This is a genomic window from Maribacter sp. ACAM166, from assembly GCF_005771495.1.
GTDB lineage: Bacteria > Bacteroidota > Bacteroidia > Flavobacteriales > Flavobacteriaceae > Maribacter.
The window spans coordinates 1-15,617 of record NZ_VAUW01000037.1 but is presented as its reverse complement, the minus strand read 5'-3'; the positions used below and the strand labels follow the sequence as shown (position 1 = coordinate 15,617).

15 protein-coding genes are annotated in these 15,617 nt (G+C 35.8%); 1 reads left to right on the top strand and 14 read right to left on the bottom strand.

All coding sequences use genetic code 11. The annotated features are described in order from the left end of the window. Positions 1–409: 409 nt before the first annotated feature. The 10 genes from ES765_RS17755 to rsgA form a co-directional block, all read right to left on the bottom strand. A complete protein-coding gene (locus ES765_RS17755) occupies positions 410–1,483 on the bottom strand; it encodes a hypothetical protein (RefSeq protein ID WP_138115694.1) in 1,074 nt (357 codons plus the stop codon). A gap of 115 nt (positions 1,484–1,598) precedes the next feature. Further along, a complete protein-coding gene (locus tag ES765_RS17750; RefSeq protein ID WP_138115693.1) occupies positions 1,599–2,363 on the bottom strand; it encodes a hypothetical protein in 765 nt (254 codons plus the stop codon). Further along, positions 2,350–2,913 carry an RNA polymerase sigma factor gene (locus ES765_RS17745; RefSeq protein ID WP_138115692.1) on the bottom strand — a complete coding sequence of 188 codons (564 nt, stop codon included), beginning with the start codon at positions 2,911–2,913 and terminating at the stop codon, positions 2,350–2,352. Before ES765_RS17745 ends, ES765_RS17750 begins: the two co-directional genes overlap by 14 nt. A gap of 139 nt (positions 2,914–3,052) precedes the next feature. Next, a complete protein-coding gene (locus ES765_RS17740; protein WP_138115691.1) occupies positions 3,053–4,030 on the bottom strand; it encodes a polyprenyl synthetase family protein in 978 nt (325 codons plus the stop codon). 146 nt (positions 4,031–4,176) lie between these two features. Then, entirely contained in the window at positions 4,177–5,220 is a 1,044-nt protein-coding gene (gene rlmN, locus ES765_RS17735; protein ID WP_138115690.1) for a 23S rRNA (adenine(2503)-C(2))-methyltransferase RlmN, read from the bottom strand. Positions 5,221–5,317: 97 nt separating this feature from the next. Next, positions 5,318–6,367 (bottom strand): tRNA preQ1(34) S-adenosylmethionine ribosyltransferase-isomerase QueA, encoded by a 1,050-nt coding sequence (gene queA, locus ES765_RS17730; RefSeq protein WP_138115689.1) that lies wholly within the window; start codon positions 6,365–6,367, stop codon positions 5,318–5,320. Positions 6,368–6,445: 78 nt separating this feature from the next. Further along, positions 6,446–7,675: a 3-phosphoshikimate 1-carboxyvinyltransferase gene (locus ES765_RS17725; RefSeq protein ID WP_138115688.1), complete on the bottom strand. Its 1,230-nt coding sequence runs from the start codon at positions 7,673–7,675 to the stop codon at positions 6,446–6,448. Positions 7,676–7,712: 37 nt separating this feature from the next. Continuing rightward, positions 7,713–8,039, bottom strand: a complete 327-nt coding sequence (locus ES765_RS17720; RefSeq protein ID WP_138115687.1) for a nucleotide pyrophosphohydrolase — start codon at positions 8,037–8,039, stop codon at positions 7,713–7,715. Continuing rightward, entirely contained in the window at positions 8,039–8,491 is a 453-nt protein-coding gene (gene dtd, locus ES765_RS17715) for a D-aminoacyl-tRNA deacylase (protein ID WP_138115686.1), read from the bottom strand. Before dtd ends, ES765_RS17720 begins: the two co-directional genes overlap by 1 nt. After that, on the bottom strand, positions 8,488–9,441 hold the full coding sequence (rsgA, locus tag ES765_RS17710; protein WP_138115685.1) for a ribosome small subunit-dependent GTPase A: 954 nt from the start codon (positions 9,439–9,441) through the stop codon (positions 8,488–8,490). Before rsgA ends, dtd begins: the two co-directional genes overlap by 4 nt. 1,109 nt (positions 9,442–10,550) lie before the next feature. Here rsgA and ES765_RS17705 point away from each other — a divergent pair. Continuing rightward, positions 10,551–10,991, top strand: coding sequence for a hypothetical protein (locus ES765_RS17705; RefSeq protein WP_138115684.1), 441 nt, complete (start codon positions 10,551–10,553; stop codon positions 10,989–10,991). A 54-nt stretch (positions 10,992–11,045) separates the two neighbouring features. On the opposite strand, the gene ES765_RS17700 is transcribed toward ES765_RS17705, so the two are convergent. From ES765_RS17700 to ES765_RS17685, 4 genes are all read right to left on the bottom strand, one after another. Further along, positions 11,046–12,128, bottom strand: a complete 1,083-nt coding sequence (locus ES765_RS17700; RefSeq protein WP_138115683.1) for a bifunctional 3-deoxy-7-phosphoheptulonate synthase/chorismate mutase type II — start codon at positions 12,126–12,128, stop codon at positions 11,046–11,048. A gap of 11 nt (positions 12,129–12,139) precedes the next feature. Then, positions 12,140–13,000 (bottom strand): prephenate dehydrogenase, encoded by an 861-nt coding sequence (locus ES765_RS17695; RefSeq protein ID WP_138115682.1) that lies wholly within the window; start codon positions 12,998–13,000, stop codon positions 12,140–12,142. An 86-nt stretch (positions 13,001–13,086) separates the two neighbouring features. Beyond that, positions 13,087–14,232 carry a pyridoxal phosphate-dependent aminotransferase gene (locus ES765_RS17690; protein ID WP_138115681.1) on the bottom strand — a complete coding sequence of 382 codons (1,146 nt, stop codon included), beginning with the start codon at positions 14,230–14,232 and terminating at the stop codon, positions 13,087–13,089. Continuing rightward, positions 14,229–15,056: a prephenate dehydratase gene (locus tag ES765_RS17685; RefSeq protein WP_138115680.1), complete on the bottom strand. Its 828-nt coding sequence runs from the start codon at positions 15,054–15,056 to the stop codon at positions 14,229–14,231. The genes ES765_RS17690 and ES765_RS17685 overlap by 4 nt, the downstream gene beginning before the upstream one ends. Positions 15,057–15,617 lie beyond the last annotated feature (561 nt).

Below are 15,617 nucleotides of genomic sequence, written 5' to 3'. Positions count from 1 at the left end.
CAAAAAATATACAAGGTTTTTATTAGTTCCTATTTCCGAAAATTGTATTTTATTACTGTATTAGATATCCAAAATTATACAACATAATGTCTTATCTACTATTAAAATAGCACCAATTGACGATACTTGGTGGAACAAACTAAATGATAAAGAAAAAACGAAATCTTGTGGCCTTTCTAAAGGAGGCTACTTCAGCTCACGCCCAAGATTGTTATTTTTGTTATCGAACCAAGCATCGATGAATTTAGCATCTTAAAATAATAAAAGGACCTATTACGTCGGGAATTTTAATACTAATCCGAGCGGCGGCGTAATCTCTTGAGCCGAATTATCTTGTTGTTCTCGATGCCGATTTGTGAAAGTTGAGCCTACTTTTTTAAGTCTCTTTTTTTTTTGATTATTTCAGATATTATAAATCGAACCGAAGGCCCAACGAAACATTACGCTGTGCTACCAAAGCATCTTTAAATATTGGGTTTAAATCATACTTCACATACAGTAAAACCCCATCTACACCTGCATACGCACTTAAACCATAAACCAAATCATTGGTGTTATAGCCGCGTTTTAATTTATCCTTGACATGGTCACCATTACGGTCATATTTCAATTTTTGACGGGTTCCCATATTGAAACCGGCATAGCCACCCAACCCTATTCTAAATTGATTTCGCAAAGAATAACGCATGGTCTCTTCGGTAGTCTTCAAGGTCGATGACCCAAATTCAAAATGCATTGGAAACACGAGGTTATCCATTCGGAATTTTGATTTGTCGAGGTCAAACTCAAATTCCTGAAGTTCTGTTTGTCTGTCATCAAGGGCAACAAAGTATTGATTATTCTTAGGTTTTAAACCATTGAATTGGAATGAGAAACCATAATTGAACCTCAGAAAATTTGAATTTTTAAATACACGCGTTCGCCATTGCCATCCCATTTCAAAAAATCGACTACCTCCTATTTTATAAGGTGAATCATTTAAAGATTGCCCTTCGACAATAGCATTATTCAAGCCAATAGCCAGAACAAAATCTGAATACGTTCTAAGGTCATAGCGTATTTCATCTTTCCAATTTTTGGATTTGAATAAAAAAGCGGGCTTACCATTTATGTCTACTCCAAGACGAATACCCTTACTTGTAATGGTATCGAGGTCCATCAAAACAAGCGTTTTACCTTCGTTACGTTCCACTAAATTTATTTGGTTATCGACAATAGCAATTCTATTCTCTATATTAAGTGCTCTTTTTTCGGCAGCTTGCTTTTTAAACCGAGTGGCTTCTTCTTCTGTAATACTGCCGTTTTCTAGCCGCTCATTAATATTTTCAACTTCGTACTTTAAAGCTTCCTTCTCCTGTTGTGTAATATTTACTTTTTGCTCTTTTAATAGTTCTACTTTTTTTTCATATCCCTCTTGACCTGATATATTATGAATCATAAAAAGTGTAACTAAGGCTACTACATGCAATGTAATTGTTCTCATTTTGATTTTGATTTTTGGTGCTTCGACTTCGCTCAGCACCAGTTGATGAATAAAACTCCAGTCCCTGTCCCCATAGTATTGTATAGCGATTTTGGATTAAACGATTTATAAATGATTAATTATTGCGGTCGGCTACAGCTGTCCGCACTTTGATAAAACCGGCTTTTAAAGAATTGAATATTTGGTCTCGGAACGATTGATCAAGTTCATCCTCAACCGCTGTCAACAAAGCCATAGCATCGACAGATTTTTTGGTAGTAAAAACTTTATTTCGTAAGATTTCATCTTGTGCACGCTTCAACAATGAATCTACTTCGGCATCGCTCACTGAATTATATTGTTCTAGAATATCTATTTTAGCTACTATTTCAGCCACCTTATTATTAATGATATTCTCCGGTATCCCTAATTTCTTCGCAGTGCTTTTAGAGGCCAATTCGGCTACAGCTGCCACTTCTATTTGATTTTGAAATCTAATTTTCTTCTTTTTGGAAATGGTCTGATCCCTATCTCTTATAGCGCTGGTGACATCTGTATTTATATCACTTTTTGTTTCAACATACACGATAGTTGGTTCTTCACGTAGTTCAAATGGCAATGTCTTATTCACCTGCTTTACTTCCGATTGTTCGTCTTTGCTTATCTCTACAACTTCTAAATATGGATCCTCTACCTCATTTCCATCATTTAAAAAGAATAGCGAAATTCCTATCAGAACAACTACACTTGCCGCAATACCCATCCACATATAGACAGGCTTCTTAGTTGAAACTTCAGTAGTTAATTCTGCCGAAATTTTTTCCCAAGCATTGACCGACGGATTAATTTCTCGCTCCTTAAACTGAGATCTTATATGTTTTTCAAATTTATCGGTTTCCATACCCTATACTATTTTGTCGCCTTAATTGTCCTTGCAGTAATTTTCGAGCTTTTAACAACTGTGTTTTTGAAGTACTCTCTGTTATAGAAAGCATTGATGCAATTTCTTGATGTTTATACCCTTCAACCGTGTATAGCACAAAAACCATTTTATACCCTTGTGGGAGTGCATCTATTAATTGCTGAATATGCTCGGTATCTAAATCTGTATGCTGAGAAATGTTTTCAGTTTGACTACGTTCATAAATATCATCGTCGTACACAACAAACTGTTGTTTTCTTAAATAAGAAATACTTTCCCTAATCATGATTCTTCTTAACCATCCCTCAAAACTGCCTTCAAACTTGAAAGTCTCCAGCTTATTAAACATTTTAAAGAACCCCTGCACCATGACATCTTCGGCAAAATGAACATCTTTTATGTATTGTCTACAGACACCCAACATTTTTGGGGCATGCTTTCTATACAAACGCTCCTGAGCATCCCTATTACCAGAGATAGCTCTTTTAATGAGCTGCTTTTCGTTTTTATAAAAAGGTATAATTTTCAAAATAATGGTTTGGTCTTCTATTCTCCTAGACGAAGATAAAACAAGAATAGTTGCCTAAGAAAATCTATTATCTTATTTTGTTTTTTAAACTACTGTTATTCAGTTATTTAAAAACAAAAATTTTGTAAAAAATATTGGATTATTTAGTACGGTCTACCACATAATTCACCATTAACTCCAAAGCACTTCTGTAAGTAGATTCAGGATACGTGCTTAAAAGTTTTAAAGCTTCATCTCTATAATGAAGCATTTTACCAACTGCATAATCAAGACCTCCCGTTTTCTTGACAAAGGAAATTACTTCCTTGACTCGTTTCTTATCCTTATTATGATTTTTTATGGAATTGATAACCCAATTTTTATCCTTTTTGGAACAATGGTTCAATGTATAAATTAAGGGTAGGGTCATTTTTTGTTCCTTAATATCGATTCCGGTAGGTTTCCCAATCTTCTGAGTACCATAATCAAAAAGATCATCTTTAATCTGAAATGCCATTCCGCAAAGCTCACCGAATTTTCTAAATGTTTCTACGTCAACACTTTCTGGCTTAACTGAACAAGCCCCTAATGAACAACATGCCGCAATAAGCGTTGCTGTTTTTTGGCGGATAATTTCGTAGTACACATCTTCAGTAATATCGAGTCTTCGTGCTTTTTCTATCTGTAATAATTCGCCTTCGCTCATTTCACGTACAGCAACAGATATAATTTTCAGCAAATCAAAATCTTCGTTATCTATAGATAACAAAAGTCCTTTTGACAGTAGATAATCGCCTACTAAAACAGCTATTTTGTTTTTCCAAAGTGCATTTATAGAAAAAAAACCTCTACGTTTATTACTTTCATCAACAACATCATCATGAACCAATGTAGCGGTATGTATCAATTCTATTACAGTAGCTCCCCGATACGTGCGTTCATTAACCTCTCCATTATTCAATAATTTTGCCGTGAGAAACACGAACATGGGCCGCATTTGCTTCCCTTTTCTATTTACGATATAATAGGTGATTCTGTTTAATAGAGCCACCTTGGATGACATCGAATCCCTAAATTTGGATTCAAACAACTCCATTTCCTGATAGACAGGCTCCTTTATTTGTGCTACTATTTTCAGGTGCTATTGCTTAGAAAGTCAAAATTAGCGAAAAGCGTGCAGTTTATAGTAGTCAGCAGGTAGATATCGGCTTTTGCCTTTGAAGAAAAAGGAAAGTTTATACGTATTACTTTGTACTAACTACTTCATGCTTATTCAGGCCGTATTTAAGATTTATTCGCCAACTGACCACAGGCGGCATCGATATCTTTACCACGAGAGCGACGAACGGTAACCACTATATTATTCTTCTCTAGAGTACTTACGTAGCGATCAATGGCCGCATTCGAAGCTTGTTTGAACTCACCATCATCGATAGGATTGTACTCAATCAGATTTACCTTAGAAGGTGCAAATCTGCAGAAAGCAACCAACGCATCAACATCTTTTTGAGTATCATTTATTCCTTCCCAAACTATATATTCATAGGTAATCCTACTTTTTGTTTTCTCATACCAATACTGCAACGATTCCCGTAAATCACTTAATGTAAATTTAGCATTGAAGGGCATAATTGATGTGCGTATTTCATCTATAGCAGAGTGAAGGGAAACAGCGAGCTTAAATCTAACTTCATCATCAGCCATTTTCTTAATTAGCTTTGGCACCCCCGAAGTGGATACCGTAATACGTTTTGGCGACATGCCTAAGCCATCTGGTGAAGTTATCTTCTCTATCGCCTTTAATACATTGTTATAGTTCATTAAAGGTTCTCCCATGCCCATAAAAACAATATTGCTCAACGGTCTATCAAAATAGAGTCGGCTTTCATTGTCGATGGCAACTACTTGATCATATATTTCATCAGGATTCAGATTACGCATTCTTTTTAACCTAGAAGTAGCACAGAATCTACAATCTAGACTACACCCCACCTGACTGGACACACATGCGGTAGTTCGCGATTTGGTAGGAATCAATACAGATTCCACAATTAAATCATCATGCAATCGTACAGCATTTTTTATGGTACCATCTGAACTACGTTGCATTTGGTCTACCTTAATATGGTTGATGACAAAATTAGTCGCTAACATCTCCCTAGTTTCCTTTGATAGACTAGTCATTACATCAAAGGAATAAGCAGCTTTCTGCCACAGCCATTCATATACCTGGTTTCCCCGAAAAGCCTCGTCGCCATTAGAAACAAAAAAATCTCTAAGCTGCTCACGCGTTAGTGCTCGGATGTCTTTTTTCTTTTTTTCTTCCATCGTACTAAAGGTAGGTATTATAAAAATCCCGCTTTCTCAGTATACAGATAAAGCGGGATTTAGTTTTATTTCCTTAACTAAAAGGAGTGACTTGTCATTAGATTATTAGCATGGCATCACCATAAGAATAAAACTTATAGTTTTCCAAAATAGCTTCTTTATATGCCCTATTCATTAAATCATGGCCCATAAATGCAGATACCATCATTAATAGGGTTGATTTAGGCAAATGGAAATTGGTAATCATGGCATTGGCAAGGCTGAATTCATAAGGGGGGAAAATAAATTTATTCGTCCAACCTTCATAGGTATTCAGCGTATGCTTTGAAGAAACTGCACTTTCCAAACCACGCATGGCAGTAGTACCTACAGCACAAATACGACGTTTTTTCAACTTCGCATTGTTTACGATATGTGTCGCTTTTTCTTCAATAAACAGTTCTTCACTGTCCATTTTATGCTTAGAAAGGTCTTCAACCTCAACCGGATTAAAGGTACCTAAACCAACATGCAAGGTTAATTCCGCAAAGTCTACCCCTTTAATTTCCAATCTCTTTAATAAGTGTTTAGAAAAGTGTAGTCCAGCGGTAGGTGCAGCGACCGCGCCTTCATGCTTTGCATAAATAGTTTGGTAACGAGATTCATCCTCTACCTCAACTTCTCTTTTTATATACTTTGGCAATGGTGTTTCACCTAATTCCCTAAGTTTTCTTCTAAAGTCTACGTAAGCACCATCATATAAGAAACGTAATGTTCTTCCTCTCGAGGTTGTATTATCGATAACCTCAGCTACCAGGGTTTCATCATCCCCAAAATATAATTTATTACCGATACGTATTTTACGCGCCGGATCTACAAGAACGTCCCACAAACGTTGCTCTTCGTTTAATTCACGCAAAAGAAATACTTCGATACGTGCACCAGTTTTTTCCTTATTTCCGTATAGACGGGCAGGGAATACTTTTGTATTATTCAGAACCATGACATCGCCTTCATCAAAATAATCGATCATGTCCTTGAACATTTTATGCTCAATCTTTCCAGTCTCCCGATGGATTACCATTAATTTGGATTCATCTCTATTTTCAGAAGGATGCTCTGCTAATAATTCCTTTGGAAGCTCAAAACTAAAATTTGATAATTTCATGTAGCTGATTTTTTAGTGTAGCAAATTGCGGCTGCAAAGATACAATCTGCAGATAGGCCTTGTCAAGTAAAACCCTAATTATAATTCTCTTATGGTAAAATGAAGGTGCTTAAGGTCATTCCAAAAATCTGGGTAAGACTTGGAAACCACCTCGGCATCATTCACAAAAAGAGTTGTTCGCATTGCCAGCGGAGCGAACGACATAGCCATTCTATGATCATTATAAGTGTTAATGGCAACATCAGCAATAAGAGTCTTGGATGGTGTTAGGGTAAGTGTTGTATCGGTCACCGATATGATTGCCCCTAACTTAGAAAGCTCTGTATCTAGTGCTTCTAAACGGTCGGTTTCCTTAATTTTCAAGGTATGTAACCCTATTAAATGACAACCAATACCTAAACCAAAACATGTAACGGCAATGGTCTGGGCAATATCTGGTGCATTGGCCAAATCAAAGTCATTTTCATTTGTTATGGTTTTATCTGTTTTTCTCAGTATCACTTTATGTTCTCCGAAAGAAGTTTCTACTCCAAAAGATTTATATATTTCAGATAATACGCTATCTCCTTGCAAACTTTCCTTTTTATAAGCAGATAGGGTAATCTCGGTTCCTGGCTCAGAAAGTGCACATATACTATAAAAATAGGAGGCCGAGCTCCAATCAGATTCTACAACAAGTTTCGTAGGTGCTACTTTAGTTTTTGGTGACACCTTAATGACATTCCCTTCAAAGGAAGTTTGCACACCTATTTCTTCAAGTAACCCCAACGTCATTTTAATATACGGTACTGAAGTAATTTTACCTACAAGTTCTAATTGTAATCCGTTTTCCAAACTTGGAGCAATCAATAACAAAGAAGAAATATATTGACTACTTACATTTGCCGGAAGACTTACCTTATCCTTTATAATTCTTTTCCCTTTGATTCTTATGGGCGGATATCCTTTTTCTTGTTCATAAGAAATCTCCGCTCCCAATGATTTTAAGGCATTTACTAAAATTTCAATAGGCCTTTCGGTCATTCTTTTAGATCCCGTAAGCACTACATCTTTTCCTTCTTGAGACGCAAAATATCCTGTTAAGAACCGCATAGCAGTACCTGCATGATGTATATCGACAACACCCGTAGTGATTTTTAACCCTTTCTCCATTACCTGCGCATCGTCAGAATTTGATAGATTTTCTATACTAACATCTGAATACAAGGCAGCCAATAGTAAACTACGATTAGATTCACTTTTAGAACCTGTAATTGTAATGGTTGCGTTTAGGTGATTATTTGATGGACCGGTGAGGTGAAGTTTCAATACGTATAAGATTAAAAATAGAACGCCAAATATAAGGCTATTTCAACTTTTTATTACTGTGGTGACGGTCATGATCACGCTTTGTTTTCAAATCTAACTTTTTGTCAAAAGCTTGTTGCAAATCAATACCTGTTTGGTTGGCCAAGCATAACACTACAAATACGACATCTGCCAATTCTTCTCCCAAATCTTTACCCCTATCAGATTCTTTTTCACTCTGCTCCCCATAACGTCTCGCTATGATTCGGGCAACCTCCCCTACTTCTTCCGTCAATTGGGCCATGTTCGTTAATTCGTTGAAATAACGAACCCCATGCTCCTTGATCCAATCATCTACGGCTACTTGTGCATTTTCAATGTTCATTATTCCTTGGTTTTTGTATCTATAAGTATCGTTACCGGTCCATCATTGAGTAAATCAACTTTCATATCTGCACCGAATATACCTGTACCTACATTTTTACCTAGTTTAGATTCTATAGATGCTACGAAAGCTTCATAAAGCGGACTTGCAACTTCTGGTCGTGCAGCTTGCATATAAGAAGGTCTATTCCCCTTTTTTGTAGCAGCGTGCAGCGTAAATTGACTAACTACAATAGCATCTCCTTTATTTTCTAAAAGTGAATCGTTCATCACACCTTGGTCATCATTAAAAATACGTAGGTTGACTATTTTATTCGATAACCAATCGATATCTTCTTGTGTATCTGAACCCTCAATACCTACGAGGATTAATAAACCTTCGTTTATAGTACTTATTTGCTTATCTTCTACCGTAACACTTGCCCTTGATACACGTTGTAGTACTACCCTCATTTTTTCTCATCGTGTATATCAACCCGATAATTATCATCCTCGCCTTTTATCATTTGTTGATAGCTTTGGTATCTACTCCAAGCTATTTCACCAGCTTCTAATGCATCCTTTATAGCGCACTTGGGCTCATCGATGTGAATGCAATTATTAAACTTACAGTGTTGTTTCAATTTAAAAAATTCAGGAAAATAATTTCCTATTTCTTCCTTTTCCATATCCACAATACCAAACCCTTTTATACCCGGTGTATCGATAATACGGGCATCAAAGCTTAAATCGAACATTTCGGCAAAAGTGGTAGTGTGCTGACCTTGTAAATGTTGTTCAGACAACTTTTTTGTCTTAATATCTAAGTTTGGCTCAATAGCATTTACCAAAGTAGATTTACCCACACCAGAGTGACCAGAAAACATTGACGTTTTACCAACCATCATTTCTTTTACCGTATCTATATTCTTTCCGGTTAAAGCAGAAATTCCAATACAGGTATACCCAATGTTCCGATAAAGGGCCGCCAAAAATTTTATTTCGTCGATTTCCTCTGGATTGTATGTATCAACTTTATTAAAAAGAAGTACTACGGGAATTTTATACGCTTCTGCAGTAATTAAAAATCGATCAATAAAAACTGGATAAGTGGTGGGGTTATTCAACGTAACCAATAAAAAAACCTGATTTAGATTAGAAGCTATAATATGCGTCTGTTTTGATAGGTTCACAGACTTACGTATAATATAATTTTTTCGATCTTCGATTTTATGAATTATTCCGATAGTGTCATCCCCAATGGTTTCCACTTCAAAATGAACTCGATCACCAACCGCTACCGGATTGGTGCTTTTAATTCCTTTAATTCTAAATTTCCCTTTTATCTTACAGTTATAGAAATCACCATTTTCTGATTTAACAGTGTACCAACTCCCTGTAGATTTGTAAACAATTCCTACCATTTATCCATAATACCTTCCATTAATACAAAGTAACTGCTTTAAAAACGAAAAATAATAGAAATCTTAATTTCTAACGATAACAATTCATAACAACCTATACCTTAAAAATGAATTTCAGTAGAAAATGAATCCTTTTTTATAACTCCTTTGACCTCAACCTTAGGAATCGCTCAAGAAACAATTACGAATGAATCTGTAGTACTCATGCAAAAGTTGGATTTCGACGATTATATGATAATTTGTAAAATAAACACTTCAGATGTGAAATTCCACGCATCGATGTCAGCATTATATCAACTTAAAAAATACTGGGGTGTCTTCTAAAATTCTATCCTTAAATATGGATTACTCAAAGCAGAATACAAAATCAAAAAATAACGTCTGCTATACTTAGAGAGAAGATACATAAATTCAACCAAGTTTTTTTAGGTTGAAATTCCAATACTGTTGCACAGCAATTGGCTTCTGGTTTAATCAACTCAAAGAAAAAGGTACAATTTCCTCAAACCCGTTAAATAATGTGATTCGTCAACGTCAATCTGTGTTCACCTTTATTTTTGACCAAAGTGCGACCGAAGTTGACAATATGTAGAACAACCAAGGTAGTGATGCAGGCATCATTAACTGGTGGTTTAGAATGGCAAGTAATCCAAATGAATTTGTTATGGTATAACTGACTGTAAAAGAGAAAAAAAAAATTAGAAAAGAAATCACAGGAAAAAGTAGTTGGATTACTAGTAGTGGTAGTGGTGTCAATCCGAAATATGCACTAAATTTCGCGATTAAAGAAATAGAAAGTCATAAATTTATGGTTACCTCAGGTATTTTGGAGCAAGGTGAATAGTACTTTATTTACTAAATTTCTATACCCCAAGGAAGATATAATCAATCTGTTTTTGACTTTTAAATTCAATAAAAAGAGGGACTTTAAATAGTGAAAAATCGATGTATATACATCAGGTCTATTACTACCCTATTTTTCAACTCTGCTCTACCAAAACACATATAACCCCATAATTCTAGCCTATTTTATACAATTAATTATGTTTTACACTGTTAACAATTGATAATCATCAAAAGATGGTTAATTTTTTAAAAAAACCAAAATCATGAAAAAAAGTATTTTTAGTGTATTACTGATGTTTTGTGGTGCTTTAAGTTTAAGCGCACAAGAGTTTAAAGTCATTACCAGTGTAGAATCTATCGTATCAAGTGGGATGGGGCGTTCTAGAATTATCGATGGTAATGAAGAAAAGGATTATGCAGAATTTACTACAACCCAAACTGAAGACGACAATAGCCGTAACAAATCGAAAAGAGGCGAAATCAGAGTTAAAGATTTTGACGAAACCAAACTATTGAATTTTTTCAATATTGGCGGTATCCGTTTTCAGAATATCGCAGCCAATGATGCTGTTATAACCTCTAAAATAAATGCTATGGTAGCCGAAGGCTGGGAGCTAGCGTTTGTCACCAGTGCTGTTGAAAGTGACGGTGGCAAGGGGGATTCATCAGGTATATTTATTACCAGATATATTTTCAAAAGATAAAATTAAAAATGCCCGGTCTACTTGACCGGGCATTTTTATATATAAAGTCAACTTTTAACCGTTAACTATTTTCTCTTGATGACGAATCGATTCTTGGTGAATCGCTTTGAACATGCGAAGTACAAATTCTTCACTAAGTCCCTTGGTTTCTCCTTCTAAAATCATTGCCCCTAAAATCTCGTTCCATCGAGTACTTTGTAAAACAGCTACATTCTTCTCTTTTTTAAGAGCGCCAATTGCATCTGAAGTCTTCATACGTTTGCCTAGAGTCTCAAGTAACTGATTATCGAAAATATCAATATTCGCTCTTAAATTGTTCAGTTTCGCTTTATATTCCGTTTCAGAGTTATCCTCTTTACGTATCTTCAAATCTTTCATAATCTGAACCAATGTTGCTGGCGTCACTTGCTGTGCAGCATCACTCCATGCCTTATCAGGGTCATGATGTGTTTCAATCATTAATCCGTCAAAATTAAGATCTAACGCAGTTTGCGATACATCGAAAATCATATCTCTATTTCCAGTGATATGTGATGGGTCATTTATGATTGGCAAATCTGGAAATTTAGTCTGCAAATCAATTGGCATTTGCCATTCTGGAATATTTCTATATTTAGTTTTCTCATACGTAGAGAACCCTCTATGAATAACTCCTAAATTCTTGATATCAGCAGTTGCTAAACGTTCTACGGCACCTAACCACAATGCTAAATCTGGATTCACAGGATTCTTTACCAATACAATTTTATCAGTTCCCTTTAAGGCATCTGCAATTTCTTGTACGATAAACGGACTCACTGTTGATCTTGCACCGATCCATAATAAATCGATATCATGCTCTAAAGCTAATTCAACGTGTGCACGATTAGCTACTTCAGTAGCCGTTTTCATACCTGTTTCAGCTTTAACTTGTTGAAGCCATTTAAGGCCCAATGCGCCTACACCTTCAAAATTTCCTGGACGTGTACGTGGTTTCCAAATACCTGCCCTGTAATAATTGACATCGGTATCCTTTAAGGAGTGTGCTATTCCTAACACTTGTTCCTCTGTTTCCGCACTACATGGCCCTGCTATTACTAGTGGATGATCTAGTCCTAAATCGTCCAACCATGTTCTCATTTGTTTTGAATTTTTCATTTTAATTTATTCTATTTCTTGTTTAATGGTATTCCTTTTAATATTCCTTTTATTTTATTGGTATTGTTCATTTCATTATAAATGCCTTCATAATCATCTTCTAATAACAATTGTTTAAATGCCGTAAGATTTTGAATATATCCTTCTAAAGTCTCGACCACATTCTCTTTATTCTGTTTAAAAATAGGAGTCCACATGGCTGGTGAACTTTTTGCTAAACGAACCGTGCTTTCAAAACCACTGCCCGCCATATCAAAAATATCACGTTCATTTTTCTCTTTTTCAATGACCGTTTTACCTAACATAAAAGCACTGATGTGTGATAAATGAGACACATAGGCGATATGCTTATCGTGCGCTTCTGGATTCATGTATCGGATACGCATACCTATTGATTGAAAAATTTGTAATGCTCTTTCTTGTAGCTTAAATGCAGTCAACTCCACTTCACAAATAATGTTCGTCTTTTCGTTGAACAAACCGACAATAGCTGCTGATGGACCGGAAAACTCTGTTCCCGAAATTGGGTGACATGCCAAGAAGTTTCTCCTTTTCGGGTGATTCTCTAACGTTTTACAGATTAACGATTTTGTCGACCCTACATCAAAAACAACACAATCTTCATGTACGGCATCCAATATTTTCGGAAGCTCTGTAACCATAACATCTACCGGAATACTTACAATCACCATGTCTGCCAATTGCAAATCTTGATAGGCTGCTTTCTTATCGACAATCCCTAGCGTTAGGGCCTCTGCTAAATGTGCTACATTAGAATCTATACCGTATACGGTAACATCTTCAAGCGTAGACTTTATATCTTTCGCCAAAGAACCACCAATTAAACCAATACCGATTACAAATACGTTCATTTTACTCTCCTAACCCCTCCAAAAGAGGGAGATTTTATTCCTTATTCCTTAAAATTCAGATTTCGATCTCTGAATACGTCATCAAATCAAAACCTTTTAATTGCCTCTTTTATTTTATCCTCAGTGATACAAAGTGAAAAGCGTATATATCCTTCTCCATTACTGCCGAAAATCGTTCCAGGGGTAATGAATAAATCCTTTTTATATAAAATGTCATCTATAAATTCTTCGGATGTAATACTCCCTTCAGGTAATTTTGCCCATACAAACATGCCCACCGCATTCCTATCATACGTGCACTTCAATTTATCGGCTAATTGAAAAACCAATTCCCGTCTAGAATCATACACTTCATTTAAACTAGAAAACCAATCATCACTACTTTCTAGAGCAGCGATAGCTCCTTTTTGAATTCCATAGAACATTCCAGAATCCATATTACTCTTCACCTTTAAAATAGCTTCAATATGCTCCGTACTTCCCAGTACATAACCTACGCGCCAACCTGCCATATTAAAGGTTTTACTAAGCGAATTCAATTCTAAACAAACTTCCTTAGCCTTTGGCAAACTTAAAATGCTTGCAGGCTCTGCATTTAGAACAAAACTATACGGGTTATCGTTTACTAATAGAATATCATTTTTCTTAGCAAAATTTACCATTGCCCCTAACTGCTCAAGTGAGGCTATTGCCCCTGTTGGCATATGTGGATAGCTGAGCCACATAATTTTAACGTTAGACAAATCTTGCTTCTCCAAAATCTCCAAATCTGGAAACCAACCATTGGCTTCCGTCAAATCATAATACTTAGGTACCGCTCCAACTAAATGCGTTACCGATGTATACGTAGGATATCCAGGGTTTGGAATCAACACCTCATCGCCTTCATTTAAAAATGCAAGGCTTATGTGCATAATTCCTTCCTTAGAACCCATTAACGGAAGTATCTCCGTAGCCGGGTCTGCTGTTACATTGAATTTATCTTGATAAAATCGAGCTATTGCCTCACGCAACTCAGGCAACCCTTGGTAACTTTGATATTGATGCGCCCCTGCATCAAGTACAGCTTCTTGAAGCGTTTTTAAAACATGTTGTGACGGAGCCAAATCTGGACTACCAATACCCATGTTTATAATTGGCCTACCCTTTGCCATTAGCCCCCTCACCTCTCTTAATTTCTTAGAGAAGTAGTATTCCTGAACGGTTTTAAGTCGATCTGCAGTCTGTATCATGCTCTCACATTTTTATATTCACCCAGTACTTTAAAATCTTCGGACATGATGTTCAACAGGCTCTTCGCCTTTTTGAAATCGACATAATCAGTAAAAGTGACATCAACAAAAAAGGCATATTTCCATGGCGTTTCTATCACTGGTAAGGACTGTATTTTCGTCAAGTTTAATCTGCAATCACTCATAACATTAAGTACTGCGGCCAAACTTCCCCTTTTATGGTTAGCTATAAACCGTACAGAAGCTTTGGTTATATCAGCCTCTGGCAACACACTATTTTTTGTTTGTACAATAATAAAACGAGTAGCATTATTTTTAATGGTCTGTATCTCTTTCGATACGATGTCCAACCCGTACATTTCTGCCGCTACAGAAGGGGCAATGGCTGCAACATGCTTCAATTTTTTTTCTTGAATACGCTTTGCTGTTTCGGCCGTATCCACATCCTCAACCATCTTAATCTGCGGATATTGCTTGAAAAAATCCTTGCATTGCAACAATGCCATAGGGTGTGAGCTTACCTCAGTAATATCGTTTATTTGTTGCCCTTTTAGGACCATCAAATTATGATGGATATTCAAATAGTATTCGCCAATAATATGCAAGTTATTATGGTTGACCAATGCATAATTCGGGATTATTGATCCAGCAATTGAATTTTCAATGGCCATAATACCTTGACCCGCTTCGTTGGATAGCAATTTTTCAACAAGCAAATCAAAAGACATGCACTCTACCAACTCGATATCTTGACCAAAACAGTCTTTTGCGACCTGATGGTGATTGGAACCTTTAATTCCCTGTATGGCTATTTTTAAACTCACTTTTTGTTCAATTATATTCAAAAAAAAAGTTCCGATGTACATCGGAACTTAATTCTATTTTATCTTTAAAATATGCTAGAACAGTCCCGTACCTCTTTTAAAAAAGAAGTAAAAATAAAAACCGTTCCAGAAATATTGTTTTGTCATTGGTATTCTAATCTTTGGCTAAAGTAGTAATTATATTTAAAAACCAATGTTTGATGTATTTTTTTTTTGAAATAATTGATTCCTTTCTCAAAACCTTAGGTTTTTGTGTTAAAATCAATGTCAACTTATTTTTTTAGAATCATCTACACACAACAATATTTCGCAGCTTGTTATGCTCCCTTTAAAACAAGAGTAATCTTTCTGTCTCTTCCATTACATATTAATATTTTATGTTTTAATGGAATCTAGAAAACAGTCCACTGTAGGCTTCCCCGTCTTAGGACACGTCTAAATTCGATAAATAATTATTATTTAGGTCAGGTTTGATGAAGAATTTAAATTCTTCATCAAACCTGGGCATACACTCTTTAGGTGATTTATTACCTAAAGATTTATGTGGGTGGTTGAAGTTAT

Excerpts from the sequence above, each read along its gene's own strand:
- ES765_RS17755 (WP_138115694.1), bottom strand. The coding sequence starts at position 1,483 with ATGAGAACAATTACATTGCATGTAGTAGCCTTAGTTACACTTTTTATG.
- rlmN (WP_138115690.1), bottom strand. The coding sequence starts at position 5,220 with ATGGAAGAAAAAAAGAAAAAAGACATCCGAGCACTAACGCGTGAGCAG.
- ES765_RS17690 (WP_138115681.1), bottom strand. The coding sequence starts at position 14,232 with ATGATACAGACTGCAGATCGACTTAAAACCGTTCAGGAATACTACTTC.
- dtd (WP_138115686.1), bottom strand. The coding sequence starts at position 8,491 with ATGAGGGTAGTACTACAACGTGTATCAAGGGCAAGTGTTACGGTAGAA.
- ES765_RS17750 (WP_138115693.1), bottom strand. The coding sequence starts at position 2,363 with ATGGAAACCGATAAATTTGAAAAACATATAAGATCTCAGTTTAAGGAG.
- ES765_RS17700 (WP_138115683.1), bottom strand. The coding sequence starts at position 12,128 with ATGAAAAATTCAAAACAAATGAGAACATGGTTGGACGATTTAGGACTA.
- queA (WP_138115689.1), bottom strand. The coding sequence starts at position 6,367 with ATGAAATTATCAAATTTTAGTTTTGAGCTTCCAAAGGAATTATTAGCA.
- rsgA (WP_138115685.1), bottom strand. The coding sequence starts at position 9,441 with ATGGTAGGAATTGTTTACAAATCTACAGGGAGTTGGTACACTGTTAAA.
- ES765_RS17695 (WP_138115682.1), bottom strand. The coding sequence starts at position 13,000 with ATGAACGTATTTGTAATCGGTATTGGTTTAATTGGTGGTTCTTTGGCG.
- ES765_RS17720 (WP_138115687.1), bottom strand. The coding sequence starts at position 8,039 with ATGAACATTGAAAATGCACAAGTAGCCGTAGATGATTGGATCAAGGAG.
- ES765_RS17705 (WP_138115684.1), top strand. The coding sequence starts at position 10,551 with ATGAAAAAAAGTATTTTTAGTGTATTACTGATGTTTTGTGGTGCTTTA.